At 63.8% G+C, this 25,448-nt stretch carries 15 protein-coding genes; 5 read left to right on the top strand and 10 right to left on the bottom strand.

Annotated features, from left to right (window positions below; all coding sequences use genetic code 11):
- Positions 1-167 precede the first annotated feature (167 nt).
- Together C7G42_RS04945 and C7G42_RS04940 are read right to left on the bottom strand one after the other, a co-directional pair.
- Entirely contained in the window at positions 168-1,121 is a 954-nt protein-coding gene (locus C7G42_RS04945) for an ABC transporter permease (protein WP_106947911.1), read from the bottom strand.
- 191 nt (positions 1,122-1,312) lie between these two features.
- Complete coding sequence (locus C7G42_RS04940; protein WP_106947910.1) at positions 1,313-2,971, bottom strand: ABC transporter substrate-binding protein; 1,659 nt, start codon at positions 2,969-2,971, stop codon at positions 1,313-1,315.
- A 200-nt stretch (positions 2,972-3,171) separates the two neighbouring features.
- Between C7G42_RS04940 and C7G42_RS04935 the strand changes: the two genes are divergently transcribed.
- Entirely contained in the window at positions 3,172-4,767 is a 1,596-nt protein-coding gene (locus C7G42_RS04935; RefSeq protein WP_106947909.1) for an ABC transporter substrate-binding protein, read from the top strand.
- A gap of 129 nt (positions 4,768-4,896) precedes the next feature.
- On the opposite strand, the gene C7G42_RS04930 is transcribed toward C7G42_RS04935, so the two are convergent.
- Both C7G42_RS04930 and C7G42_RS04925 read right to left on the bottom strand, forming a co-directional pair.
- Positions 4,897-7,128, bottom strand: a complete 2,232-nt coding sequence (locus C7G42_RS04930) for a CHASE2 domain-containing protein (RefSeq protein WP_106947908.1) — start codon at positions 7,126-7,128, stop codon at positions 4,897-4,899.
- Between the two features lie 79 nt (positions 7,129-7,207).
- Positions 7,208-13,360 carry a VCBS domain-containing protein gene (locus tag C7G42_RS04925; protein ID WP_106947907.1) on the bottom strand — a complete coding sequence of 2,051 codons (6,153 nt, stop codon included), beginning with the start codon at positions 13,358-13,360 and terminating at the stop codon, positions 7,208-7,210.
- A 621-nt stretch (positions 13,361-13,981) separates the two neighbouring features.
- Here C7G42_RS04925 and C7G42_RS04920 point away from each other — a divergent pair.
- Both C7G42_RS04920 and C7G42_RS04915 read left to right on the top strand, forming a co-directional pair.
- A complete protein-coding gene (locus tag C7G42_RS04920) occupies positions 13,982-14,716 on the top strand; it encodes a transglutaminase-like cysteine peptidase (protein ID WP_106947906.1) in 735 nt (244 codons plus the stop codon).
- 85 nt (positions 14,717-14,801) lie between these two features.
- On the top strand, positions 14,802-15,914 hold the full coding sequence (locus C7G42_RS04915) for a lysozyme inhibitor LprI family protein (RefSeq protein ID WP_106947905.1): 1,113 nt from the start codon (positions 14,802-14,804) through the stop codon (positions 15,912-15,914).
- A 150-nt stretch (positions 15,915-16,064) separates the two neighbouring features.
- Here the strand turns inward: C7G42_RS04915 and C7G42_RS04910 are convergent, their stop codons facing one another.
- The 6 genes from C7G42_RS04910 to C7G42_RS04885 all read right to left on the bottom strand — a co-directional run bounded on the left by C7G42_RS04910 (position 16,065) and on the right by C7G42_RS04885 (position 22,868).
- Positions 16,065-17,264 carry an ABC transporter substrate-binding protein gene (locus tag C7G42_RS04910; protein ID WP_106947904.1) on the bottom strand — a complete coding sequence of 400 codons (1,200 nt, stop codon included), beginning with the start codon at positions 17,262-17,264 and terminating at the stop codon, positions 16,065-16,067.
- Between the two features lie 95 nt (positions 17,265-17,359).
- Entirely contained in the window at positions 17,360-19,198 is a 1,839-nt protein-coding gene (locus C7G42_RS04905) for an AMP-dependent synthetase/ligase (protein ID WP_106947903.1), read from the bottom strand.
- A gap of 91 nt (positions 19,199-19,289) precedes the next feature.
- Positions 19,290-20,078 carry an ABC transporter ATP-binding protein gene (locus C7G42_RS04900; protein ID WP_106947902.1) on the bottom strand — a complete coding sequence of 263 codons (789 nt, stop codon included), beginning with the start codon at positions 20,076-20,078 and terminating at the stop codon, positions 19,290-19,292.
- A gap of 3 nt (positions 20,079-20,081) precedes the next feature.
- Positions 20,082-20,840 (bottom strand): ABC transporter ATP-binding protein, encoded by a 759-nt coding sequence (locus tag C7G42_RS04895; protein WP_092027030.1) that lies wholly within the window; start codon positions 20,838-20,840, stop codon positions 20,082-20,084.
- On the bottom strand, positions 20,837-21,988 hold the full coding sequence (locus C7G42_RS04890; protein WP_106947901.1) for a branched-chain amino acid ABC transporter permease: 1,152 nt from the start codon (positions 21,986-21,988) through the stop codon (positions 20,837-20,839). Before C7G42_RS04890 ends, C7G42_RS04895 begins: the two co-directional genes overlap by 4 nt.
- Positions 21,989-21,992: 4 nt before the next feature.
- The gene (locus C7G42_RS04885; protein WP_106947900.1) at positions 21,993-22,868 is read right to left on the bottom strand and encodes a branched-chain amino acid ABC transporter permease; all 876 of its coding nucleotides are present in this window, start codon (positions 22,866-22,868) and stop codon (positions 21,993-21,995) included.
- A gap of 273 nt (positions 22,869-23,141) precedes the next feature.
- Between C7G42_RS04885 and C7G42_RS04880 the strand changes: the two genes are divergently transcribed.
- Positions 23,142-23,891 (top strand): ABC transporter ATP-binding protein, encoded by a 750-nt coding sequence (locus tag C7G42_RS04880; RefSeq protein ID WP_199580787.1) that lies wholly within the window; start codon positions 23,142-23,144, stop codon positions 23,889-23,891.
- Positions 23,888-25,417: a permease gene (locus C7G42_RS04875; protein WP_106947898.1), complete on the top strand. Its 1,530-nt coding sequence runs from the start codon at positions 23,888-23,890 to the stop codon at positions 25,415-25,417. Before C7G42_RS04880 ends, C7G42_RS04875 begins: the two co-directional genes overlap by 4 nt.
- The last annotated feature ends 31 nt before the right edge of the window (positions 25,418-25,448 follow it).

Genomic DNA, 25,448 nt, shown 5'->3' with positions numbered 1-25,448 from the left:
GAAGGTGGTGCACCTCTCCCGCTTGCGGGAGAGGTCGGCGCGTAGCGCCGGGTGAGGGTTCTCTCCTCTTGGGGGGTCTCGATTGAGGAGACACCCTCTCCCCAACCCTCCCCCGCGAGCGGGGGATGGAGCGCACCTTTTGTGTGACTACAGCTGGACTCATCCCACTAGCCCCGCTTGATGCGCGGATCGATCGCGGCTTGGGCGATGTCGACCATGAGATTGAGGAACACGAAGAACAGCGCCAGGATCAGGATCGTGCCCTGCAGCAGCGGCAGGTCGCGCTGGAAGATCGCGGAGTTGAGCAGGAAGCCCGAGCCCGGCCAGGAGAACACAGTCTCGATCAGGATCGAGCCGCCGAGCATGTAACCCAATTGAAGCCCCATCACCGCCAGCGCGGTCGGCGCGGCGTTCTTGACGACGTGGCGGAACACGCCGCGCTCGTGCAGCCCCTTGGCGCGCAAGGCCTCGACGAAGTCCTGGCTGAGAATGTCACCGGTCAGCGCGCGCACCGTGCGGGTGACGATGCCCATCGGAATCACCGATGTCGTGATCGCCGGCAGCACCAGATATTTCAGATGCGCCCAGTCCCAGGCCCAGGAGTTGGAGCCGTTCGGCCCGGCGCCGACCGCGGGCAGCCAGTTGAGCTGCACCGAGAAGATGATGACGAGCACCATGCCGAGCCAGTAATGCGGCACCGACACGCCCGCGATGGCAAAGGAGGTCGCGAGCTTGTCGATCCAGGTCTCACGGAAATAGCCGGCGATCAGACCGAGCAGGATGCCCATGGTGAAACCGATGATGGCGGCGGCAATCGCCAGCGTGACGGTGTTGCTGACGGCGCGCAAGACTTCGGCGAGCACGGGGCGCCCCGTCGCGATGGAATTGCCGAGATCGCCGTGCAGCGCGCGCATCAGCCACAAGCCGAACTGCACCGGCAGCGGGCGATCAAAGCCGTAGGCGGACCGGAGCTGCGCCGCCAGCTCCTGCGAGGCATCTGCGGGGAGCACCGCGACCAGTGGATCGCCCGGCGTGATGTGCACGAGCAGAAAACACACCAGCGCGACGCTGATGACGATCGGAATGACGTAGACGATGCGTCTGGCGATATAGGCAAGCACGTTGTTTTCTTTTTCTTCCCTTCTCCCCTTGTGGGAGAAGGTGGCGCGAAGCGCCGGATGAGGGGTTCTACCGCTGTAGCAATATCGGATGGGAGAGGGGCGCTCGCGGAGAGATACCCCTCACCCGGCTTCGCTTGGCGAAGCCACCCTCTCCCACAGGGGGAGAGGGTGCACCGAGTATGCGGCGCGAACTACGGCGCGATCGAAACCAGCGAGAAGTCGATGAACCAGCTCTTCGGCTGCACGACGCCCGTGACCTTCGGGCTTATCGCGCGGGGGCCGACGTCGTGGGCGACGTAGAGGAAGGCCGCGTCGTCGACGGAGGCGGCATGCAGTTCGGCGAGCGCGGCATCGCGCGCGGCAGGATCGAAGGTCTGGCGCGCCTTCTTCACCAGCTCGTCGAACTTGGGGTTGTTGATGAAGCCCCAATTGTTCGAGACCGGCGGCGCCATGCCCGATTGCAGGAAGCGCACCAGCGCGAAGAACGGATCCATCGCCGCATAGGTGACGTTGGTCGCGTTAGAGCCGTTGGCCGAGGGGTCCTTGGCGCCGCGGCGCCAGTTGGTGAACAGCGTATTCCACTCGATGACGTCGAGCTTCACGTCGAAATAGCATTCGGCCAGCGCCTGCTGGAGATATTCGTTCATCGCCAGCGGCTGCATCTGGCCCGAACCGGACGCCGACGTCTGCGTCTTCACCGTCAGCTTCTTGTTGGGACCAAAGCCGGCCTCCTGCATCAGCTTCTGCGCAGCCGCCTTGTCGTACTTGATTTCGAAGGTCGGCTTGCCGCGCCAGGGATGCCCGGGCTCGAAGGTGCCGGTCGCGGGCACCATCAGGCCGGCGAGCAAGCCGTCCTTGAGGCCTTCACGATCGATACAGAGGTTCGCGGCCTTGCGCACGCGGATGTCGTTCCAGGGCGAGCCCTCGACGCGGGAGAACTGCCAGGGCCAGACATGCGGCTGCTCGTTGGCGTAGAGCTTGAAGCCGCGCTGCTTCAGCTCGGGCAGAGCGTCCGGCGCCGGTGCCTCGACCCAATCGACCTGCCCGGAGAGCAGCGCCGCGGTACGCGCGTTGGCTTCCGGCATCGGCAGCAGCACCATCTTGTCGACCTTGGGCACGCGCGCCTTGTCCCAATAATTCGCGTTCTTCACGAGTTCGAGCCGCTCGCGCGGCGTGAAGCTCGCCATCTTCCACGGACCGGTGCCCGCGGCATCCTTGGCGAACGCAGTCCAGGCCGCCTGCGACTTGGCCTTGGCGTCCGCGCCTTCGGCCTTGTCGTAGAAGTGCTGCCACTTCGCCGGGCTCGCCATGAACAGGTTGGTGAGGTTGATCGGCAGGAAGCTGTCGGGCTCCTTGGTGGTGAGCTCGACCGTCATGTCGTCGATCTTCCTGGCAGAGGCCAGCGTCGGCATGCGCGAGGCCGTGACACCGACCTGGCTGGCGTCGAACTGCGGGGCGTCCTGCTTCAGCACCTTCTCGACGTTCCACACCACCGCATCCGCGTTGAAGGGCGAGCCGTCGTGGAAGGTGACGCCGGGGCGCAGTTTGAAGGTCCATTTGGTCTTGTCGGCATCGTCGACCTTCCATTCGGTCGCGAGGCCGGGAATAACCACGCTCGCCTTCTCGGCGGAGGACAGGTCCCAGCCGGTCAGCGCGTCATACATGGTGAGGCCGGTGAAGCGGTTACCTTCAAAGCCCTGGTCGGGCTGGCCCAGCGTGCGCGGAATATCGGCAGCGGTCATGCCAATGCGCAGCACTGTTTCGGCACTGACGGCGCGCGGCCATGCCGCCGCTGTCGTGAGTGCGAGCACCGCGATCAATGCCGCGCGTGTGGTCTTCTTCATAAGCATCGCCTCAATCCTTTTCCGGCTTCGATGACTATTTTTGATGCAATCGTATGCAATGGCTATGCCAAAGAGAAACTTATTCTGCGATTTGACCCTGCGGCGACAAGTCCTTAGAGGCTGAAGGCGGCTGCAGGCGCCGCGCTGCCTATTCTGGCATCAAGATTGCAAGTTCAGCTCTCGAAATTCCCTGGGAGCTCTAGGCCATGCGTACTCGTCTATCGATTTGGCTCGCCGTGCTTGCACTGGCGTTATCCGCAATCTCGGCGCGCGCCGAAACGGTGGTGCGCTACGGCATCTCGATGGCGGACATCCCGCTGACCACGGGGCAGCCCGATCGCGGCGCCGGCGCCTATCAGTTCACGGCCTATACGATCTACGATCCGCTGGTCGCCTGGGAAATGGACGTCGCCGATCGTCCCGGCAAGCTGGTGCCCGGGCTTGCGACCGAATGGAAGGTCGACGATGCCGACAAGACCAAATGGCGCTTCACGCTTCGCAAGGGCGTCAAGTTTCACGACGGCAGCGAGTTCAACGCCGACGCGGTGATCTGGAATCTGGACAAGGTGCTCAACGACAAGGCGCCGCAATTCGACAAGCGGCAGAGCGCGCAGGTGAAGACCCGCCTCCCCTCGGTCGCTAGCTACGCCAAGATCGACGACTTCACGGTGGAGATCACCACCAAGACGGTCGATTCCTTCTTTCCCTATCAGATGCTGTGGTTCCTGGTGTCGAGCCCGGCGCAATATGACAAGCTCGGCAAGGATTGGGACAAGTTCGCCAGCCAGCCGTCCGGCACCGGCCCGTTCAAGCTGACCAAGCTGGTGCCGCGCGAACTCGCCGAGCTCAGCAAGAATTCTGACTACTGGAACAAGAAGCGCATCCCGAAGGCCGACAAGATCGTGCTGGTGCCGATGCCGGAAGCGCTGACCCGCACCAACGCGCTGCTGGCGGGGCAAGTCGACCTGATCGAGACGCCGACGCCGGATGCGGTGCCGCAGTTGAAGGCCGCCGGCATGAAGCTGGTCGACAACGTCACGCCGCATGTCTGGAACTATCATCTCAGCGTGCTGCCGGGTTCGCCCTGGACCGACATCCGCCTGCGCAAGGCGCTGAACCTCGCGATCGACCGCGACGCCGTGGTCGGCTTGATGAACGGCCTTGCCAAGCCCGCGAAGGGCCAGGTCGACCCGTCGAGCCCCTGGTTCGGCAAGCCGAGCTTCGAGCTAAAATACGATCTCGCCGCGGCGAAGAAGCTGGTCGAGGAAGCCGGCTACTCCAAGGCGAAGCCGCTGAAGGCCACCTTCATCATCGCGCAGGGCGGCACCGGCCAGATGCTGTCGCTGCCGATGAACGAATTCCTGCAGCAGAGCTTCAAGGAGATCGGCATCGACATCGACTTCAAGGTGGTCGAGCTCGAGACGCTCTATACGCACTGGCGCAAGGGCGCTGCCGACGAGATCAACGCCGGCATCACCGCCAACAACATCGCCTATGTCACCTCCGACCCGCTCTACGCCATAGTCCGCTTCTTCCATTCCGGCCAGATCGCGCCGGTCGGCGTCAACTGGGGCGGCTACAAGAACCCGAAGGTGGATGCGCTGATCGACGAAGCCAAGCAGACTTTCGATTCCGCCAAGCAGGACGAACTGCTGGCGCAGGCGCATGCGTTGATCGTGGACGACGCCGCGCTGGTCTGGGTCGTCCACGACACCAACCCGCACGCGCTGTCGCCGAAGATCAAGCAGTTCGTGCAGGCGCAGCACTGGTTCCAGGATCTGACGACGATCGGGATGGAGTGAGGGCGGCGGGTACCGCCGCCCTAGGGTGGGCAAAGCGGAAGCGTGCCCACCACCTCGGCATTGCGGAGTAAGATCGTGGACAGGGCGCTGGCACGTCTTTGCCCACACTGGGGAGCAATGACGGGGTAACTACTTCGTCAGCAGCGCATATGCCCCGTTCCAGCCTTCCGGCGGCGGATTGAGTTGGAAATCCTTGATGCGGGCCTCGTAGAGCCCGAACAGCTTTTCCAGCGTGTCGGCATCCTCGCTGCGACGGCCGCGTTCGATCGCATCGAGTGCGCCCTGCCAGTCGCGGCCGCGGTAGCAGCCGAGCGTCTCGATGGTGATGTTGCGCAGGCGCTGGAAGGCGGCCGAATGCATCACGTCCTCGCGGCCCGCGATGGCGTAGATCACCTCGGGTTCCGTCTTGCCCTTGACCATGATGAAGTCGAGCTCGAGGATCGCGAACTTGTCCTTGGCGGCAAGCGCGGTCCTGGATCCCACGATGATGGGAAAGCCGTATTCCTTCGACTGGCCTTCCAGCCGTGAAGCCAGGTTCACGCTGTCGCCGAGCACCGAATAGTTCTTCTTCAGGTCCGAACCCATATTGCCGACCACGCCGATGCCGGTGTTGAGGCCGATACCGACATTGAGCGGAATGTAGACATGGCCGCCCTCGGCGGCCTCCAGCTCGCGCTCCTTGTTGACCGCGTCGATCTGCTCGAGCATCTGGATCGCGGCCTCGCAGGCGTTGACCTCGTGCTCGGCATCGTCGAGCGGCGCGTTCCAGAACGCCATGATGGCGTCGCCCATGTATTTGTCGATATAGCCTTTCCGCTCGATGATCACGTCGGTGAGCGGCGTCAGGAAGCGGTTCATCAGCGCGATCAGGCCTTGCGGGTCGTGCTTGTAGCTCTCCGAGATCGTGGTGAAGCCGCGCACGTCCGAAAACATGATCGTCAGCTCGCGCTCCTCGCCGCCGAGCACGAGCTTCTCCGGCGACTGCGCCAGCTGCTCGACCAGAACCGGCGACATGTATTGCGCGAACTGTCCGCGGATCTGCACGCGCTGGCGCTGCTCGCGTACGAAGCTGGCGAAGATCAGCGTCAGATAGACCGCCGTGGTCGATAGGAGCGGATAGGTGAAGTCGATGAGGTAACGGTACTGCGCGTAGAAGAACCAGGACACGCCGATCAGGATGGCGGCGAAGGTCGCGCCCGCGAGCACCAGGCGCACCGGCCCGAGATTCGGCGTGAAGATGATCACCAGGATGCCGATGAAGAGCGCGGCAAGCAACTCGACGCCGAGGGCATAGTTCGGCTGGGAGATCACCGCGCCGCTCAGCACGCTTTCCAGCACCTGGGCGTGGATTTCGACCCCCGGCATGGCCCGGGAGACCGGCGTGGTCTTGATGTCGTTCAATCCGCCCGCGGACGTCCCGACCAGCACCAGCTTGCCGGCGAGCCTGGACGGCGGCAGGCTATTGTCGAGCACGTCGACCGCGGACACATAGATCGAAGGATCCCGGCGGGCATAGTGCACCCAGAGCTGACCGTTCTTGTCGGTCGGAATCTCCGCCCCCTTGAGTCGAATCGACCTGATACCGGCCTTGTCGGTGCGGACCAGCAAGGTCGGGGTCCCCGTGACGACGCGCAACATCTCGAGGCTGAGCGAGGGCATGATGTTGCCCTGGGCGCGCATGATCATCGGCACGCGGCGGATCAATCCGTCACGCTCGGTCCGGATCGAGAACAGCCCGCGACCGGCCGCGATCTTCTCGATCTCAGGCACGTTGCGAAGCAGACCGGGGAATTCGAACAGGAAGCGCTCGGCGCCCTCCTCCCCGACCGTGGCCACACCCGTGAACGGAAGCGATTTGTCGAGCTCGGACAGGACCTCGGGCAGCCCGGTTTCGCCCAGCACGACGCGCGAGCGCTTGATCGCGTCGGCGAGGACCTGGTCGTTGCTCGGTAGCTCGCGCAGCTTGGCGCGGGTGGCGTCGTCCAGATAGCGCATCTGGCTCGCGACCAGATCCGGGTTGAGCCGGTCGGGTTCGGAGAACACCACGTCGAAGCCGATCGCCACCGCGCCGCTATTGGTGAGGTTCTGGATCAGGTCTGCGATGCGCGTGCGCGGCCATGGCCACTGGCCGAGCCTGGCGAGGCTCTTGTCGTCGATGTCGACGATGACGACCGGCCGCGATGTCTTGTGGCGCGGATCGATCAGCTGGAACATGTCGAAGGTGCGCAGCCGCAATTCCTGGATCGGCGGCGGATCCCACAGGCGCGCGCCGGCGAACACGACCAGCAGCGCAAGGCACATCAGCCGCGCAAAGCCCAGCTTCCGCGCAAACCACCGCCGCAGGATCTTGAGACGTTTCATGCTGGTTGGATATCACGGTTCCGCGGCGAACGGCAGCGCGGATCCGCCTTGCCGACGAGCACGGCCCATCACGCAGCGATCAGGCATGGACGATGAAGTCACTCGCCTGGACGTGGGCGACACCCTTCAGGAGGATCGCGTCCGAAGCGTTGATTGTGATCAGGGTGTCCGCCCCTGTCGTGGTCGCGTGCTGGGCTATCCACGCAGCATCGATATCGGTTGTGACGACAGCCGTCAGGTCGATGTGGTCCTCATCGTGCGTGAAATCCAGGATGATGTCGCGGTTGGAGTTTACGGCGAACACGAATTGATCCTGATAGCCGGTCCCGAACAGCACATCCTTGCCCTCTGTGCTGGCGAGGGTCACCGGACCTTCTTCTGCCAGATTGAGGATCAGGTTGACCGTATCGCTCGCACCATGGCCGTCAGTGACGGTGATCGCAAGCTTGTCCGTCGCAGGCGCACCCTGGCTCGGCTCGGCGTATGTCAGGTATTGAAGGGCCGAATTGACGCTCGCCAAGTTATCGGACGCCGATGCGGGCTCCACATATGTGCCGGAATCCGCCGCCGCCGTGAGTGTGAAGGTTTCATCGGGGGCAGCATCGGCGTCGGCGACCGTGATGCCATGGACGAAGACCATGTCACCTTCCTGCGTGACGTAGAGCTGGTCGACGTCAATCACCGGTGCGGTCGTCTCGTTCGCGCCGGTCACATCCACCGTGAGTGTTGCGCTGGCGGTCGCACCATGCACGTCCGTGGTCTGCACCGTGAACGTGTCCATATAGGGCCCATCTGGCAGCGCGTTGATCGCCGCGGCATTGGGGACGTAGCTGTAGTTGCCGTGGCTATCGACCGTCAGCGAGCCATAGAGTCCCGCAGCAGTCGTGGCTGCGTGGTGATCCGCGTTGAGAACGGCATAAGTCAGCGTCGCCGTCTCGCCGATATCGGCATCGTGGCCCGACAGCGTGCCGGTCAAATCGGAGAAGGTGTCGGCCGCAGCGGTGTCCGTGAGCGGCCCGATGTGGAGATCGGCAAGCGTCGGCGCGTCGTTTGTGCCGGCGATGTTGACGGTGACGACTGCGCCGGTGCCCGTGCCGGCAGCATCGGCCGGAACGATGGTGTATTGCAGCGAAAGCGTCTGGCCGGCGCCCAGGAAGTCGAAGGCCTGCCCCTGCGAATTGAAGGTCCAGGTGAACTGCGTATGGGTGGCGGTGCCGTCGAGGATGTCACCGGACGGGACGGAGAGATAGTTCAGCAGGTCCGTATGCGACAGCCCGCCGACGCTATCCGTTTGCGCAACGCCGTCGAGAGTCACCTGTAACCCGCTGACCGACACCGTAACGTGATCGATCGCGTCGACGTCGGAGACCGCCAGGACGCCATGCGTAAGCTGGCCGGCATTGGTTTCCATCAGATCGGCAAATGCGCCGCCCGGCCCGGAGGTGCCGCTTGCCCAGTCCGCGTCGCCCTCGATCACAAGGCTCTTGGCGGGGTTGACCGCATTGGAGGCCGTGGTCCCGCTGCCGTCGCTAAGCTGGTAATATCCGGCCAGATTCGTCTCGTTCCCGGTGAGCGCGGTGAAGTCGATCGACTGGATCTGCACTTGCGTGAACGCGGTGGTCCAGACGCTGACATCGGCGATCGAGCCAGTAAAGCCTTGCGCCCCGAAGCCCGGAGCGTATCTGTCGCTCGCCCCCCCGATCATCATGTAGGACGGGTCCTGACCGCTGCCGATCGAATTCGCGCTTCCGGTGTGGGAATAGACAGCGTTCCCGTCGACGTAGAGCGTGAAGGTGCCCTGGTCGCGCGTCAGGGCAAGGTTATGCCATTGCCCGGCGGTGAGCGCGAAGCCCGTATCCTGGATATCGATGCCTCCATCGAGGATCTCGATCTCAAGGCTGCCGTTGACGACGGTGCCGATCAGGCCGAAACCGGCGGTCGAGGTATTGCCGTTGTAGAACAAGACCTGGCCGTCGGGCGTAGCGCTCCCGTTCCAGTTCACCCAGCCGTCCAGCGTCACGCCGTCGGTGGCAACCGTCGGCACGTCGCCGACCGCAATCGTCTGGCCGTCGAAGTTCATGTAGTCCGCGGTGACATAGGACACCGCCGGCGCATCGTTGGTGCCGGTGATCGTGACGGTGACGTCCTGGCTGACCTTGCCCCCGTGCGGGTCGTCGAACGTCACGGTATAGACCTGAGTGATGGTCTGCCCTTCCGCCAGCGACTGCAGCACCGGATCGCTGTTGTCGAGCGTGAAGTGCCAGCCGAGCGTCGCGCCATTGTTCGTGTCGGTAGCGGATTCGGACACCGGATCAATCGAGAACGTACCGATATGCGAACTCGCTCCGAAGCCGGGCAGATCCGTGCTGACGGACGACGATTTGAACGACCACTCCGCCGTGTGGGTGTCGGTCAGATCGACATCCTGGATCGCCAACGTGCCGCAGGTCGTCAGCGAGGCGCCATCGTCCTCGTTGACCGTGCCTTTTGCCGCGTCGGCATCGCTGGTGATCGTCGGCGCGTCATTGGCGCCGTTGATCGTGACGGTCAGGTCCTGCGCGATCTGCGCGCCGTGATCGTCGGTAAAGGTGACCGTGTAGACCTGGGTGATCGTCTGGCCCTGCGCCAGCGATTGCAGCGTCGCGTTGCCATTGTCGAGGCTGAAGTGCCAGCCCAGCGTCGCGCCGTTATCGGCGTCGTTGCTGAACTCGGCGACGGAGGAGTCGATCGTGAAGGTGCCGAGCGGCGTGTCGTCGTCGAAGCCGGGCAGATGTGCGGTCGACGTCGAAGATTTGAACGCCGCTTCCGCGGTGTGGGTGTCGATCAGGTCGAGATCCTGGATCGCCAGAGTGCCGCTGATCGACAGCGTCGGCGTGGCGGCGTCCTCGGTCACGCTCCCCGCGGCGGCGTCTGCATCGCTCGTGATGGTCGGCGCGTCGTTGGTGCCGGTGATGGTAACCGTGACGTCCTGCGAGACCTGTGCACCGTTATTATCGGTGAAGGTGACGGTATAAACCTGAGTGATGGTCTGGCCCTTGGCCAGCGACTGCAGCACCGGGTCGTTGTCGTTGAGAACGAAATGCCAACCCAGCGTCGCACCGTTGCTGGTGTCGTCGTTCGCTTCGGTCACGGACGGATCGATCGTGAAGGTGCCGAGCGGCGCATTGCAATCGAAGCCCGGCAGATGCGCGGCCGATGTCGCCGACTTGAACACCGCCTGCGCGGTGTGGGTGTCGATCAGGTCGAGGTCCTGGATTGCCAGCGTGCCGCCGGTCGACAGCGTCGGCGTGGCGGCGTCTTCGGTGACGCTCCCCGCTTCGGCGCCTGCATCGCTCGTGATGGTCGGCGCGTCGTTGGTGCCGGTGATGGTGACCGTGACGTCCTGCGAGACCTGCGCACCGTTATTATCAGTGAAGGTGACGGTGTAGACCTGGGTGATGGTCTGGCCCTTGGCCAGCGACTGCAGCACCGGGTCGTTGTCGTTGAGCACGAAATGCCAGCCCAGCGTCGCGCCGTTACTGGTATCGTCGTTCGCTTCGGTCACTGACTGATCGATCGTGAAGGTGCCGAGCGGCGTATCGCCGTCGAAGCCCGGCAAGTGCGCGGTCGATGTCGCCGACTTGAACACCGCTTCCGCCGTGTGGGTGTCGATCAGGTCGAGGTCCTGGATCGCCAACGTGCCGCCAGCGGTCAGTGTCGGCGTCGCGGCGCCCTCGGTCACCGCACCCGCGGCCGCGTCTGCATCGCTCGTGATGGTCGGCGTGTCGTTGGTCCCGGTGATGGTGACCGTGACGTCTTGAGTTACCGTCCCACCGTGATGGTCATCGACCGTGACGGTGTAGACCTGCGTGATGGTCTGGCCCTTGGCCAGCGACTGCAGCACCGGATCGTTGTCGCCGAGCGTGAAGGTCCAGCCCACCGACCCGCGGGAGCTGGCTCCCGGGCTTTCAACCACGGGGGCAAGCGCGAACGTGCCGATATGCGAGGTGCCGTCGCTGAAGCCGGGCAGATGCGCGCTCGAAACCGTCGACTTCAGCACGTAGCTTGCGGTGTGCGTATCGGTAAGATCAGGGTCGTTGAATGTGACGGTACCGTTGGCCGCAAGCGTGGCCGCCGTATCCTCGGTCACTGCACCGGTCGGGGTGGTGTCGTCCGCGACGATCGTCGGCACATCGTTGGTGCCCTCGACATTGACGTCCGCACCGTCGATCGACACGGTGACCGGCGTGCTGACGACACCGCCGTGCCCGTCATCGACCTGCACTACGTAGTTGAGGGTCAGTTTCTCGCCCTTCGCGAGGAAATCGAACAGATGGTCTGGAACGCTGTAGGTCCAGTTGGCCGAGCCGTTGTTGCCGTTCCCCCCGCCCTGTACCACGGTCAGCGGCACCTCGACGGCGGCGATCGCCGCGAGCTGCTGTGGCGTCAGCGTCGACGTGATATCGTTGCCTTCGGCATCGAGATATTTGAACGGCTGGGTGGACGAGAGCGCCGCGCTCACGATCGGCCGGTCGGTCAGATCGACGTCGGTGAAGGTGACGGTGCCCGTGATGGTGTCGAGCGCATCGTTGCCGGTGCCGACCTTTTCGATGACGTTTCCGCCTGACGTCGCGACCGTGGGCCTGTCGTTCGTTCCCGTGACCGTGATGGTGATCGGGATGAACTTGGACTCGGGGCTGACTGCGAAATTGGTGTCGACGCGGACCATGTAGGTCAGCGTCAGGGTTTCGCCGGCCGCGAGGAAGTCAAAGACTTTGTCCGGAATCGTGTAGGTCCAGACCGCCGAGCCGTTGTTGGTGTTGCCGGCGTCGGGGGCGACGTTGATCTGGATCTGCGTCGCCGCGATGTCCTGCTTCTGGAGCGCGGAGAGCGAACTGGTGACGTCGTGCTGACCGGCATCCTTATAGACGTAGTTCGGTGCGTCGGCGAGGCTTATGCTCGTCGTCGGCCGGTCGCCGAGGTTCTGATCAAGGAATCTGATCAGGCCGGAAATCGTATCGGAATGCGTGTCGCCGGTCACGTCGGCACGCTCGGTCAACGCGAACGCCGACTTCACGTTGCCGCTGGCGTCCAAGCTCTGCACAATCGGCTGGCCGGGAATGCGCGTGGCCGCGGGCGGCGGCGTGCTAGGCGTCTCGGATCCCTGCGGATTGAGGTTGACGAATGTCGCCGTCACGACGGCGCCGGACGCCGACTTGAACACCACGTCCTGGCTCATCGGCGTGAGCGTGTCGGTGAAGTTCGTGGTCAGCTTGGTGTTGGTGTTGTTGTCGGTGAACTTCAGCGTGAACACGTCTGTGATCAGCTTCTGAACGTCCGGCGACATCAGCGCATTGGAGATCGAGACGTTGCCGCCGCTGATCTGGATCATCTGGCCGGCCTGGTTGACCGTCGCGATCGGCAGCAGCGTCACCTTGTCGAACAGGATGTAGGAGCCGGTCGTGCCGTTCGGCTCGACCAGCACCTGGAAGCTCGCCTGTGGCTGCGGGTCGCCGCCGCCGGCGGGAACGACGAAGTTGATCTGGGTCAGCACGGCCGTGCCGCGGATGCCCATGGTGGCGACCGGCGTGTCGATCTTCATGTCGCCGTGCTTGGCGGTCTCGCCGGCGACGAAGGTGATGGTGCCTGCGACCAGGCTGAGCAGTGAAGAATTGCTCGAACCGTTGGGATCGTAGACCATCTCGTTCAGCACCATCCGCGCATTGGAGGACAGGCCGAACACGGTGCCGTCGATGAAGGTGATGCCGAGCGTCGAATCCGATCCGGTCGAGACCACGTCGCCCTTCTCGACGTTGTCGCCGTTGTTCAGAATGACCGAGACGCCGTTGCGGACCGCGGTCGCGCTGCCCGCGAGCTTGGTGACATGGCCGATGACCTGGGCCGCGGCGGCGCCGCCGGGGGCGGCTTGAGCGACCTGGACATGGCCCGTGAGCGCGTTGACGATGTCGCCGGTAAGATGGGCGCCGTCGGGTGAGGCCAGCGCGGCGCGCTTTTCGCCCCTGAAATAATCGTGAACGACGAACTCATGCCCCTCATGGGACAGCACGAGATCAAGGCCCGCGCGCTTGAACTCGCCGTTGAAGATCAGGTTGGGGTCGGGAACAACGAACGCGCCCTCGGGCACGTGACCGTGCGCTTTCGCCGTAAAGGAATCGACATGGGCACCGGCGGGCGAACGGGAACCCATGCCGTCCAAAGAAATCGCGGCGTCAAATTGGCCAGCGTAGTTCAACCGGGCACCGTGAAAAGAGTTAAAATTTAAGTAAGTATCAACCGCCTAAGCTTGCATAGCATTAGCCAGTCCTTAGGGATACCATCTATTGCTTGTGTGATTTCGCATCACTTGGCCCTTCGAGGCCCTTGCGGGTTGACGCTCCACAGAGAAGCGAAAGTAATCCCTCAAATATTTGATAGTCGAATTCGGCCTGATTCCGCGCATTTCCAGTCACCCAAAGTATCCTTCCGCATTTCCATGGAAGAGATACTTGCGTCATCTTCCCTTCACGAGGTCCCGCAGCATCCTGCGGCAATTACGGAGTTAAATCTGTGACCTAACTAACAGAACCCCATGAAATGGGGGGTCGTTAGCCATAGGACCCAGATTCGGCACCCCACAACCTGCGTCTGCAATTAAATCGATTTCGCGGCAGCCGGCCCCCTCCTAGCCGGCGAATCGTAAAATTTTACGCAATTCGGGCAGACCCATTTCAGCCTGTTCCCCGGTTTTGGGACCCCAGCCGGGCGCGTTAAGCAGAACAAAACGGCCCGCCTCGCACTATCTCCGCGAAAGCAACAAAGCCCGGCACGTTTCAGGTCGAGGGGGACCTGATCGGAAGCCGGAAGGGGATGTCAGATGGAGACGGCTGCTCGCTCGCGCGCCTGGCGCGCAATCCTTGTCCTGTGCGGATTGATCCTGTTCGGATCGGCCGCCGATCTTCGCGCCGGCACGCTGCTGTCGCCGGGCGCAGGCATTCTCGTGCGCAAATCCGCCGAGCCGTTCGGCGTGTTCGCCTTCGCCATCTCCGCCGGCAGCCTGCAACAGAAATGGCTCGCGCTGAAGGACAAGCTTGACGGCGACATGGTGCAGCTCGCGCTATGCGACGGTGACCGGGACAATTGCGCCTCGCCCGCGGCCCTGAAGCTGCTCGCCATCGTCGACCAGGCCCGCGTCCGCGACGGCCGCGCCCGGCTCGGCGAGACCAACCGCGCCATCAACCTTGCGATCCGGGCCGCCGATGACGGCATCGACGACGTCTGGAGCTCGCCGCTTGCGACCTTCGCGCGCGGCGCCGGGGATTGCGAGGACTATGCCATCGCCAAGCTGGCCGCACTGCGGCTGGCGGGCGTGGCCGCCGCGGACCTCCGCATCCTCGTGGTGCGCGACGTCAGGGCCGGCGAGGAGCACGCGGTTGTCGCCGCGCGTCTCGACGGCCATTGGCTGATGCTCGACAACCGCCGCATGGCGATGGTCGAGGACGACGACGCTGCGCGGAGCTACCAGCCGCTGTTCGCGCTCCACCAGTCGGCCGTGCTGAAATATGTCGACGAACCGGTGCAAGTCTCCATGATGGCCGCCGCGACGCGTTGATTTCTTCGGGCGACATCGCCTACAAAGCCATTTCGCCGCGCGATCCCAGACGCTAGCATGGCGCCTTCCATGCGGGGGCGAGGGAATGCGGTTCATCGTGCTGTCTGTGATTGCGCTGCTGGCGCTCGCCGCACCCGCGTTAGCACAGTCCGACCGCGCCGTCGCCGACAGGCTGCCGCTGTTTGCAAAGAACAACTGCCAGCAGATCCGCGACCCCGGCAATCAATTGTTCTGCGGCGATTCCGCGCTTGCCGCCGCCGCCGAGACGCTGAACACGGCGATCGAAGCGCGGCTTGCCCGCCTGCCCGATCGCTTACCCGCGATCGAGGAGAATGCGGTCTGGGCCCGTCAGCGCAATCTTAGCTGCGGCATTGTCGGCCAGACCGCGATCCGCACCGATGATTTCGATGCGGTGAAAGCGTGCCTGCTGAAGGTGACCGAGGAACGCGCGGCGATCCTCGGCGATCCCGATTTCGACTGCCTTGCAGCCAACACCGCAGCCGGCGCCTTGATCTGCGCAGACCCGGCCCTGGCGCAGGCGGAGACCGAGCTCAATGTCCAGGTACGCACCTTGATCGGAAAGCTGGATCCGACCGCGGCGCGCTTTGCGTTCGCCGAATATGGCAGGTGGACCCGCGAGCGGGACCGCAAATGCAATCTCGTCGGCAAGGAGAACGTGCCGCTGCAGGAGCTCGAAACGGCCGAGGATTGTCTCGCCGAGCACCTGAAGCGCCGGACCGACGAGGTTCGCGCGGCCAAGGGAGATCCGAAGAAGCTGTTTGGCCGGCAGGTCGCGGCCCGCTCGCCCGATACCGATGCCGTGGACTTCTGCGCCGCGCGAATCCATGCGGCCAATTCCTGCGGCAATTTCCTCCGCATCAACCGGGTCTACGCGCTCGACAGCCAGGTGAACGAGCAGGAGGCGCAGGTCACGGGCGAGATCGAGATGGCGGTGCTGGCCCCGTTCACCATGTGCAGCAAGGTCGCCTCAAGCTGCACCGGCACCTGCTGGGACGCCAGGACGGGTCGTCCGCAGCCGGGCGCCGCCAACAGAGAGCGCTCGGCAGAAGCCTTCAACGTGACGCGCCGCCTGCGCATTCAGCGGACTTTTGCCTTCGTCAAAGCCGCCGACGGCTGGCGCTGCCGGGAGGACGAGTTGGCGCCGGTGAATTCCGGGACGGCGAGCGGGGGGTCTTGATTTGTCTCCTCTCCCTCTCCCCGTTCTTACGGGAGAGGGTGAAAGGCTGCTTCCGCAAAGACGGTGAAAAATGGATTCGCGGAGAGCCCCCCTCACCCGGAATTTGCTACGCAAATTCCGCCTCTCCCCGCAGGCGGGGAGAGGCAAATATCAAAACATCAGATTGTCCTTCACCAGCACCCAACGGCCGCCTTTGACCTGCTGCACCTGGGTGATGGTGTTGGCGAGGTGGTCGGTCTTGGAGAACTTGGTCGGCGGCGAGTTGAAGATGTCGAGGAATTTTTCGCCCGACTCCAGCGAGTCCAGCATCTTCTGACCCGTGAGGTCCTTGCCCGCTTTCTGCGCGTAGAAGGCGAAGGTCATCATTGCATTGTAGCCGATGATCGCCTGGGTGTTGGCATCGGTGCCGAACATCTTCTTGTAGTTGACGAGCCAGTCCTTGACCTTGCCCTTGGCGGTGTCCTCATAGGGAATCTCGAAGCCGCTTGCGGCGTAGAGCCCTTCGACGGCCTCCTTGCCGAGCATCGGCACTTCCATCACGTTGGTAGGCGTGGCGCCGAGGAAGGTGACGTCCCAGCCGAGCTTCTTGGCCTCGGTCATGGCGCCGATGGGTTCACGCAACACCGCGCCGAGCACGACGAGGTCGCAGCCGTCGGACTTCATCTTGGCGACCTGCGCGCTGAAATCGGAGGCGCCGCGCTTGTAGCTCGTGATCGAAGCCGGCTGCACCTTCATGGCGGTGAGCTGCTGGTTGAAGCCGTCGAGCACGTTCTTTCCGTACTCGTCGTCCTGGTGCATGATGCAGGGCTTCTTGAAGTTCTTCCACTCCATCATGTATTTCAGCGCCGCGCGCGTGCTCTCGACATAGGGCAGCAGATTGTTGAACTTGAGCCGCTCCTGCGGCTTGGCCGGATCGAACTTGAAGGTGAACTCGGCCGCAGTGAGCGGAAACAGCTGAAGCACGCCGGCGTCGAGCAGGATGTCCTGCGCGGCCAGCACGGTGGGCGATCCCATCGGCCCCACCATCGCGAAGATCTTATCGCGCTCGATCAGCTTCTGCGACGCCAGCACGGCCTTCTTCGGATCGTAGCCGCTGTCCTCGACGACCAGCCGGATCTTGCGGCCGTTGACGCCGCCCGCCGCGTTGATCTCTTCCACCGCCATCTTCATGCCGTTGGAAACAGGGACGCCCCAGCCCTTGATCGGGCCCGAGAGGTCCTGATGGGTCCCGACGACGATCTCGCTTGCCGAGATGCCTTCGTTGGTGACCTTGGTTTGCGCCGTGGCCGGCAGACAGGTGAGCACCAGGGCACCCACAGCAAGGCCGAATGCGCTGAACGATTTCGACATTGACGTCTCCTCTCCTAAAGGCCCGTGTAGGACGAAGGGCGAGGGCCGTCGCTCCTTCGCTTTCTCGAATGCGACTTTCTTTTCTTGCGCATGCCTCACGCCACCGCGCGCTGGCGATACATCGCCTCGATCTCGGCGGCGTAGCGCTTGTTCACGAAGCCGCGTTTCAGCTTCATGGTCGGCGTCAGTTCCTCGTCCTCGGGCGTGAGCTGGCGTTCGATCAGGTAGAATTTCTTGATGGTCTCGACGCGGGCGAAATTGCCGTTGACCTGCTCGATCTCGCGGCCGATCAGGCCCTGGATCTCCGCCGCCCGGCACAGGCTCGCGTAATTGGTGAAGGGAATGTCGTGATCCTGGGCGAATTTCTCGACGTTCTCCTGGTCGATCATCACGAGGCAGGTCAGATACGGCCGCTTGTCGCCGATCACGACGGCATCGGAAATGTAAGGCGAGAATTTGAGTTGGTTCTCGATCTCGGACGGCGTGATGTTCTTGCCGCCGGAGGTGATAATGATGTCCTTCATCCGGTCGGTGATGCGGACGAAGCCCTCGTTGTCGATGGTGCCGACGTCACCGGTATGCAGCCAGCCGCGCGAATCGATGGTTTCGGCGGTCTTCTCCGCCTGGTTCAAATAGCCCATGAACAGGAAATCACCCTTGATCAGGATCTCGCCTTCGGGCGACAGCGCGACCTCGCCCCAGGGCACCGCGGTACCAACCGAGCCGAGCTTGACCCTTTCCGCGGGCATCATGGTGGCAACGCCGCAATTTTCGGTCTGGCCGTAGACCTCGTGGATGTCGATGCCGAGCGCGAGATACCAGCGGATCAGTTCCGGCGCGATAGGCGCGGCGCCGGTGAAGGCGGTGCGGCAGCGGTCGAGCCCGATCATGCGGCGGATGTTGCGGAATGCGAGCCAGTAGGCGATCCGGCTTGCGAGGCGCAACGACAGCGGCGGCTCCTTGCCTTCGATCCGGTAATCGACCATGCGGTAGCCGATGGCGATGGCGCGACGATAGACCCATTGCTGGAGCGGCGTCGCATCCTTCAGCGCGATGGTGATGGCGGAGTAAAATTTTTCCCAGATGCGGGGGACCGCGAGGAAGATGGTCGGCTGCACCTCACGCAGATTGTCCGGCACGGTCTCCGGGCTCTCGGCGAAATTCATCACCGAGCCGAGCGCGACCGAGATGTAATAGCCGCCGATGCGCTCCGCGACGTGGCAGAGCGGCAGGAAGATCAGCCGGTCGTCGTCCTCTCGCGCCGGGATGAAGTCGTTGGCGTGCCGCATCTGGTGGGTCACGCTGCGGTTGGCGTGCATCGCGCCCTTCGGCGGGCCGGTCGTGCCTGAGGTATAGACCAGGATGGCGAGATCATTGGCGCTGCGGCTGTCGATCATCTCCTGCCACAGCGCCTCACGGCCAACCATGTGATTGCGGCCGAGCGCCCGAAACTCGTCGAGCGACATCACCATGTCGTCTGAGAAGCCGCTGAGGCCCTCCATGTCGAACACGATGATCCTCTGCAGGCTCGTGCAGCGCGCGCGGCAGGCGAGGATCTTGTCGAGCTGCTCCTCGTCCTCGGCGAAGATCACTTTCGTGCGGGAATCGTTGACGAGATATTCGACCTGGGACGACGCGTCGGTCGGATAGATTCCGGAGGACACGCCGCCCGCGCACAGGATGCCCATATCGGCATGGACCCATTCCGGCACGGCGTTGGCGACGATGGAGGCGACGTCGCCGGGCATGAAGCCCGTCGCATGAAGCGCGTAGGCGATCTCCTTCGAAATCGCGAGCCATTCGCGCCAGCTGGTCGGCTGCCAGATGCCGAATTTCTTCTCGCGGATGGCCGGCCGATCGCCCCGCGTCTCCGCAGCGCGCAAGAAGCTCTTCGCGATCGTATCAGCGACCGTCAGCACCGCCGGTCTGGCCATGCGCCTCTCCTCCCTGTCGCCTGCCTCCGCTGCCTGCCCTGCCGGCGGTCTCTGTTGCGGATGACAGGCTCATCTTACTGCCCGCTTGTCCTCACCGCCACGTCTTCTTCTTCTTCCAGCGCCGCTCGCCGCGCGCGCCCGCTTCCTTGGCGCCAAGGTAGAACTCCTGGATGTCCTGGGAATGCATCAAGCGGTCGCAGCTGTCGTTCATCACGATGCGTCCGATCTCCAGCACGTAGCCGTAATGCGCCGTCTCCAGCGCGACTTTGGCGTTCTGCTCGACAAGCAGGATCGACATGCCCTGCTCCTCGTTGACGCGGCGGATGATGGTGAAGATCTCCTTCACCAGCAGCGGCGACAGGCCGAGCGAGGGCTCGTCGAGTAGCAGCAGCGTCGGCCGGTTCATCAGGGCGCGTCCGATCGCGAGCATCTGCTGTTCGCCGCCGGAGAGTTGGCCGGCCGGCTGGTTGATGCGTTCCTTCAGCCGCGGAAAATAGCCGTAGACGCGCTCGATATCCTCCGCGACGCCGTCGCGGTCCTTGCGCGGATAGGCGCCCATCATCAGGTTCTCGCGCACCGACAGGAACGGAAACACCTCGCGCCCCTCCGGCACATGACTGAGACCGAGCCGCACGATCCGGTCCGCCTCCATGCGCTGGATCGGCTTGCCCAGAAATTCGATCGAGCCCTTCTGCGGGTCGAGAATGCCGGAAATGGTCTTCAGCACCGTGGTCTTGCCGGCGCCATTGGCCCCCAGCAGCGTGACGATGCGACCGCGCGGCACTTCCAGCGAGATGCCGCGGATCGCCATGATCGGCCCGTAGTAGCTCTCGATGTTGGAGAGTTTCAGGATGGTATCCGGCGTCACGGCGGCATCCATCGGTCAGGCTCCCAGATACGCTGCAACGACATCGGGATGCCGCTGCACCTCGGCGGGCGAGCCCATCGCCAGCACCCGACCGTAGTTCAGCGCGATGACGCGATCGGAGACGCGGTTGACGAGAGACATGTCGTGCTCGACCATCAGCACGGTGACGCCGAGTTCGCTCTTCATGTCGCGGATCCAGAACGACATGTCGTCGGTCTCCTCGACATTGAGGCCGGAGGAAGGCTCGTCGAGCAGGATCAGCTTCGGCTCCGAGCACAGCGCGCGCGCGAGCTCGATCACCTTGCGTACGCCGTAAGGCAGGCCGGAGATCAGCTTATCGCGATAGGGCTCGAGATCCAGGAATTCGATGACCTGCTCGACCCTGCGCCGGTGCACCTTCTCGTTGGCCCGTACGCTCGGCAGGAACAGCAGCTCCTGCCAGAGCTGCGTGGTCGAATGCCGGTGGCGGCCGACCAGCAGGTTCGAAAGCACGGTCGCGTTTTCGAACAGCTCGATGTTCTGGAAGGTGCGGGCGATGCCGAGCCTGGCGATGTCGTAGGGCGGCTGTTCCGTGATGTCCTGGTCCTCGAAGAAGATACGGCCCGAGGTCGGCCGGTAGATGCGCGAGATCAGGTTGAAGATCGAGCTCTTGCCCGCGCCGTTAGGACCGATGATCGAGAGGATCTCGCCCCTCTCGACCGCGAACGAGACCGCATCGACCGCCTTGAGGCCCCCGAAATGCAGCGACAAATTCTCGGCGCGGAAATAGCTCATCGGTTCCGCTCCGACTTCACGTAGATCTTCTGCCGCTTGAAAGTCGCGCGCTTGTAGAGCGGGAACAGCTGGAAGAACAGCTTGATCTTGAGCCAGCGGCCGTAGAGCCCGAGCGGCTCGAACAGCACGAACAGCACGATGATGATGCCGTAGATCGCGCCTTTCAGGCCGTTGAGCGAGGCAAACGCGGCGACGGTCGATTTGATGTTGCCCGCGGTGGCCGGGCCGGCGCCGAACGTCGCCGCGACCCCGGCGATCATGCCGGGCATGTCGTCCTTGAGGTACGTCAGGAACGGATCGATCATCACGATGAAGATCGCCCCCAGCACCGCGCCGTGCAGGCTGAAAGTGCCGCCGATCAGGATCACGATGATGAACTCGATCGAGAGCTGCAGCGTGAACATCTCGGGCGAGATGAAGGAAAGCTTGTGCGCGAACAGCACGCCGGCAAAGCCGGTGATCGCCGCCGAGATCGCAAAGGACTTCACCTTGTAGAGCGCGACGTTGACGCCCATGCTGCGTGCCGCCGTCTCGCTGTCGCGGATCGCAACGAAGGCACGCCCCGTGGGCGAGCGCAGCAGATTGAGCGTGCCGACGATGGTCAGCACCAGCACGGCGAGGCAGAGAAAATAGAAGGTGGGGCTGTCGCGCGGCACCGTGACGCCGAGCAGCGACAGCGTCTTGACCCGCATGCCCTCGTTGCCGTTGGTCACGCTTTCCCAGCGCGCCAGGATCTCCTCAACGATCAGGGCGAACGAGATGGTGGCGATGACGAGGTAGATGCCGGTCAGGCGCAGCGCGGGAAAGCCGACCATCGCGCCGATGATGCCGGTCAAGCCTCCGGAGGCAAGGAAGTAGACCGGGAACGGCACGTTATACTTTTGCAAATAGGCCGCCGTGTAGGCCCCGATGGCGAGGAAGGCGGCGTGGCCGAGCGAGGCTTGGCCGGTAAAGCCGGTCAGGATCAGCAGCGCGACGCCGACGGTCGCATAGATGCAGACGAAGACGAGTTGGCTCATCAAATAGCTGGAGAGCACAAAAGGCGCGATCAGCAGCAGCGCGAGCAGGATGCCGTAGGAAACGTAATAGCCCGAATGCGGAAACAGCTTGATGTCGTCCTCGTAGTCGGTCTTGAACAGGAAGCGCATGCGTTCAGACCTTCTTGCGGACGTGGTGGCCGAACAGGCCTTCGGGCTTCAGGAGCAGCACGGCGAGCAGCACGAGGTATGGCGCGACATCCTTCCAGCCTTCGGGCAGGTAGAAGCCGGCCATGCTCTCGATCACGCCGATCAGGACGCCGCCGACCACGGCGCCCGGAATCGAGCCGAAGCCGCCCAGCACCGCGGCCGGAAACGCCTTCAGGCCGAGCACGAGGCCGACATTGGAATGAATGAAGGTGATTGGCGCCAGCAGCACACCGGCGCAGGTGGCGACCGCCGCGCTGATCGCCCAGACGATCGACACCACGCGCTTGACCGGAATGCCCATGTAATAGGCCGCCAGCATGTTTTCGGAACTCGCGCGCATCGCAGTGCCGAGCGTGGTCTTGTTGAAGAACAGATAGAGCAGCGTGCACAGGATCATCGTCGCCGCGATCACCGACAGCTTGTCGTAGGCCAGCACCAGCGAGCCGATGCGCAGCACGCCGTGGCTGAACGGGGTCTCGATCTTCAGATCGTCGGTGCCCCAGATCATGCCGGCGATCGAGCGCAGGAAATAGCCGAGCCCGATGGTGGCCATGATGATCGAGAATTGCGGATAGCCGAGGATCGGCCGCACCACCACGCGCTCCGCCAGCATGCCGAACAGCGCCATTGCGGCCACCGCACCGGCGAAGCCGATCAAGTAGTTCAGGCCCATCATGCCGATGAAAGTGAAGGCGAAGAAGCCGCCGAGCATCATCAGATCGCCCTGGGCGAAATTGACGACCTCGGTGGCCTTGTAGACGAGCACGAAGCCGAGCGCGATCAGGCCGTAGACGCAGCCGAGCGCAACACCGCTGACAAGCTGCTGAACGAAATCCAGCATTGACGCGCGTCCTCCCGATACAACCGGCGGTTCTTTTGACCGCCTTGCCGCATCTTGTGTCCAGTCGCTACGCAGTCGTTTCGCCGCGTTAGCGCCATTTGTCCGGAACCAATTCAGCCTGAACCGTTCAGCGCTGTCAACAAACGGTGACTTGCACGGCGACTTGCCATTAGTCCAATCCGGATGACGGAATTTGCGGCAGCGCGATTCACGGTGCCGAAACATCTTCAGGTCATGGTCGCGAGCGATGCAAAACCGGATGGTGTGGCCGTCATGAAGCCGGACAGCTCGGCGCTGGAAGTTAAGGGGTTAACGAAGCGTTTTGACCGTCTGGCGGTCGATAGCCTCGATCTCACCATCCACGCCGGCGAATTCTATGCGCTGGTGGGCCCCAACGGCGCCGGCAAGACCACCACTTTGCGCATGGTTGCGGGCCTCTTGCGCCCCGATGCGGGCGCGGTGACGATCTTCGGCATCGATGCGCTCGAAAACCCCGTCGCCGCCAAGCAGGTGATGGCGTGGGTCTCGGACGAACCGATGATCTACGACAAGCTGACCCCGCTCGAATATCTCGAATTCGTCGCCGGCCTCTGGGGCATCGCCCCGTCGGTCTCGGAGCCGGTCGCGCAGGACCTGCTCTCTTCGCTCGGTCTGGAGCCGCATCGGCACGAACGTTGCGAAGGCTTTTCCAAGGGCATGCGCCAGAAGGTCGCGCTCGCCGGCGCGCTGGTGCACGATCCCCGCCTCATCATCCTAGACGAGCCGCTGACCGGGCTCGACGCCGTCTCCGCCCGCCACGTCAAGGGCCTTCTCGGCGCGCGCGTCCACGCCGGCTGCACCGTCATCATGACCACCCATATTCTCGAGGTCGCCGAGCGCATGGCCGACCGCATCGGCGTGATCGCCTCGGGCCGCCTCGTCGCCGAGGGGACGCTGACCGAGTTGCGCCAGCAGAACGGCCATGCCGACACCAGCCTGGAGGATCTCTTCATCGCGCTGGTGACGCTTTCGGAAGCCGCATGAGCTCGGCAACCGCGCTGTCCTGGTTCGCACGCCACGAGCTCCGGCTCGCCTGGCGCGAATGGTTTGCCATGATGACCGGAGGACGGCGCAAGCGGGCGCGCGCCGCAATCATCGGCATGGTCTGCTTTGCGGCACTGCTGCACTTGCCGGCCTGGGCAGTGATCGGCCGCTTCGCCGATCTGCAGCTGCCGCTCGAAAAATCCTCGCTGACCGTGATCTCGGCGACGATCTTTCTCGCCTGGACCTTGATGCTGTCGCAGGCGATCGAATCGGTGACGCGGGTATTCTATGCCCGTGCCGATCTCGACCTGATCATGTCCTCGCCGGCGACGCTCGCCAATCTGTTCTCGGTCCGCATCGCCGCGATCGCGCTGACCGTCACCCTGATCGCGCTGCTGTTCTCGACGCCCTTCATCGACGTGCTGGTGATCGGCGGCGGCGCGCGCTGGCTCAGCGCATTCGGCGTGGTCGTCGCCATGGGCCTGTCGGCCGCGGCGGTCGCAATCGCCGTCACCATCCTGTTGTTTCGGCTGATCGGCCCGGCGCGGACACGCCTGATCGCCCAGATCCTCGCCGCGGTCATCGGCGCCGGCTTCGTGATCGCGCTCCAGGTCGCCGCGATCATGTCCTACGGCACGCTGTCGCGCTTCACGATCCTGACCTCGGGCAGCGTGGCCGCGCATGCCCCAGACGTCGACAGCATCTGGTGGTGGCCGGCGCGGGCGGCGATGGGCGACAGCGAAGCGCTGCTGCTGCTCCTGGCGCTCGCCCTGGTGCTGCTCGGAAGCGTCATGGCGATCTTCTCGCACCGCTTTGCCGACACGGCGATCGACGCCGCGGCTTACGGCACCTCCGGCAGCAGGCGCGCGAAGGAGCGCCCGTTCCGCGGCGGGTCGCGGCGGCAAGCGCTGCGGCGCAAGGAATTCTTGCTGCTCTGGCGCGATCCCTGGCTGATCTCGCAGACCCTGATGCAGCTGCTCTATCTGGTGCCGCCGGCCTTGCTGCTCTGGCGCAGTTTTGCCGACAGCTCCGCGGCGCTGACGCTGATTACGCCGGTCGTGGTGATGGCGGCCGGACAGCTCGCCGGCGGACTTGCTTGGCTGACGATCTCGGGCGAGGACGCCCCCGACCTGGTCGCGACTGCGCCACTGACGCCATCCGCCGTCGTCCGTGCCAAAATCGAGGTGGTGCTGATCGCGATCGCCGTCGTCTTTTGCCCGCTGGTCGCCGCGCTCGCGTTCGCCGCACCAATCCAGGCTGCGATCAGTGCCGCCGCGATCATTATCAGCGCGGCCTCCGCGACCGCGATCCAGCTCTGGTTTCGGGTGCAGGCCCGGCGCAGCCAATTCCGCCGTCGCCAGACCTCGTCGCGGCTGGCCACGTTCGCCGAAGCCTTCTCCTCGATCGGCTGGGCCGCCAGCGCCGCGCTGCTACTTGCTTTGCCGATCGCCGGCCTTATCAGCGGCCTGATCACCGCGAGCCTCGTCGCGATCACCTGGAAGTTCAGCCCGAAGCGCGAGCAATAGGTGCGACACGGACGCGCTGTCGATCCCACCC

Origin of the sequence: Bradyrhizobium sp. MOS003, assembly GCF_003020125.1 — a bacterium.
Taxonomy (GTDB): domain Bacteria; phylum Pseudomonadota; class Alphaproteobacteria; order Rhizobiales; family Xanthobacteraceae; genus Bradyrhizobium.
The sequence above is the reverse complement of the archived record's forward strand: the minus strand, read 5'-3'. Positions and strand labels throughout refer to the sequence as shown.

What these genes read in the sequence shown, in the direction of transcription:
- C7G42_RS04890 (WP_106947901.1), bottom strand. Translation starts at nt 21,988, where the DNA reads ATGCGCTTCCTGTTCAAGACCGACTACGAGGACGACATCAAGCTGTTT.
- C7G42_RS04940 (WP_106947910.1), bottom strand. Translation starts at nt 2,971, where the DNA reads ATGCTTATGAAGAAGACCACACGCGCGGCATTGATCGCGGTGCTCGCA.
- C7G42_RS04915 (WP_106947905.1), top strand. Translation starts at nt 14,802, where the DNA reads ATGCGGTTCATCGTGCTGTCTGTGATTGCGCTGCTGGCGCTCGCCGCA.
- C7G42_RS04910 (WP_106947904.1), bottom strand. Translation starts at nt 17,264, where the DNA reads ATGTCGAAATCGTTCAGCGCATTCGGCCTTGCTGTGGGTGCCCTGGTG.
- C7G42_RS04885 (WP_106947900.1), bottom strand. Translation starts at nt 22,868, where the DNA reads ATGCTGGATTTCGTTCAGCAGCTTGTCAGCGGTGTTGCGCTCGGCTGC.
- C7G42_RS04930 (WP_106947908.1), bottom strand. Translation starts at nt 7,128, where the DNA reads ATGAAACGTCTCAAGATCCTGCGGCGGTGGTTTGCGCGGAAGCTGGGC.
- C7G42_RS04935 (WP_106947909.1), top strand. Translation starts at nt 3,172, where the DNA reads ATGCGTACTCGTCTATCGATTTGGCTCGCCGTGCTTGCACTGGCGTTA.
- C7G42_RS04880 (WP_199580787.1), top strand. Translation starts at nt 23,142, where the DNA reads ATGAAGCCGGACAGCTCGGCGCTGGAAGTTAAGGGGTTAACGAAGCGT.
- C7G42_RS04920 (WP_106947906.1), top strand. Translation starts at nt 13,982, where the DNA reads ATGGAGACGGCTGCTCGCTCGCGCGCCTGGCGCGCAATCCTTGTCCTG.
- C7G42_RS04895 (WP_092027030.1), bottom strand. Translation starts at nt 20,840, where the DNA reads ATGAGCTATTTCCGCGCCGAGAATTTGTCGCTGCATTTCGGGGGCCTC.
- C7G42_RS04875 (WP_106947898.1), top strand. Translation starts at nt 23,888, where the DNA reads ATGAGCTCGGCAACCGCGCTGTCCTGGTTCGCACGCCACGAGCTCCGG.
- C7G42_RS04905 (WP_106947903.1), bottom strand. Translation starts at nt 19,198, where the DNA reads ATGGCCAGACCGGCGGTGCTGACGGTCGCTGATACGATCGCGAAGAGC.
- C7G42_RS04900 (WP_106947902.1), bottom strand. Translation starts at nt 20,078, where the DNA reads ATGGATGCCGCCGTGACGCCGGATACCATCCTGAAACTCTCCAACATC.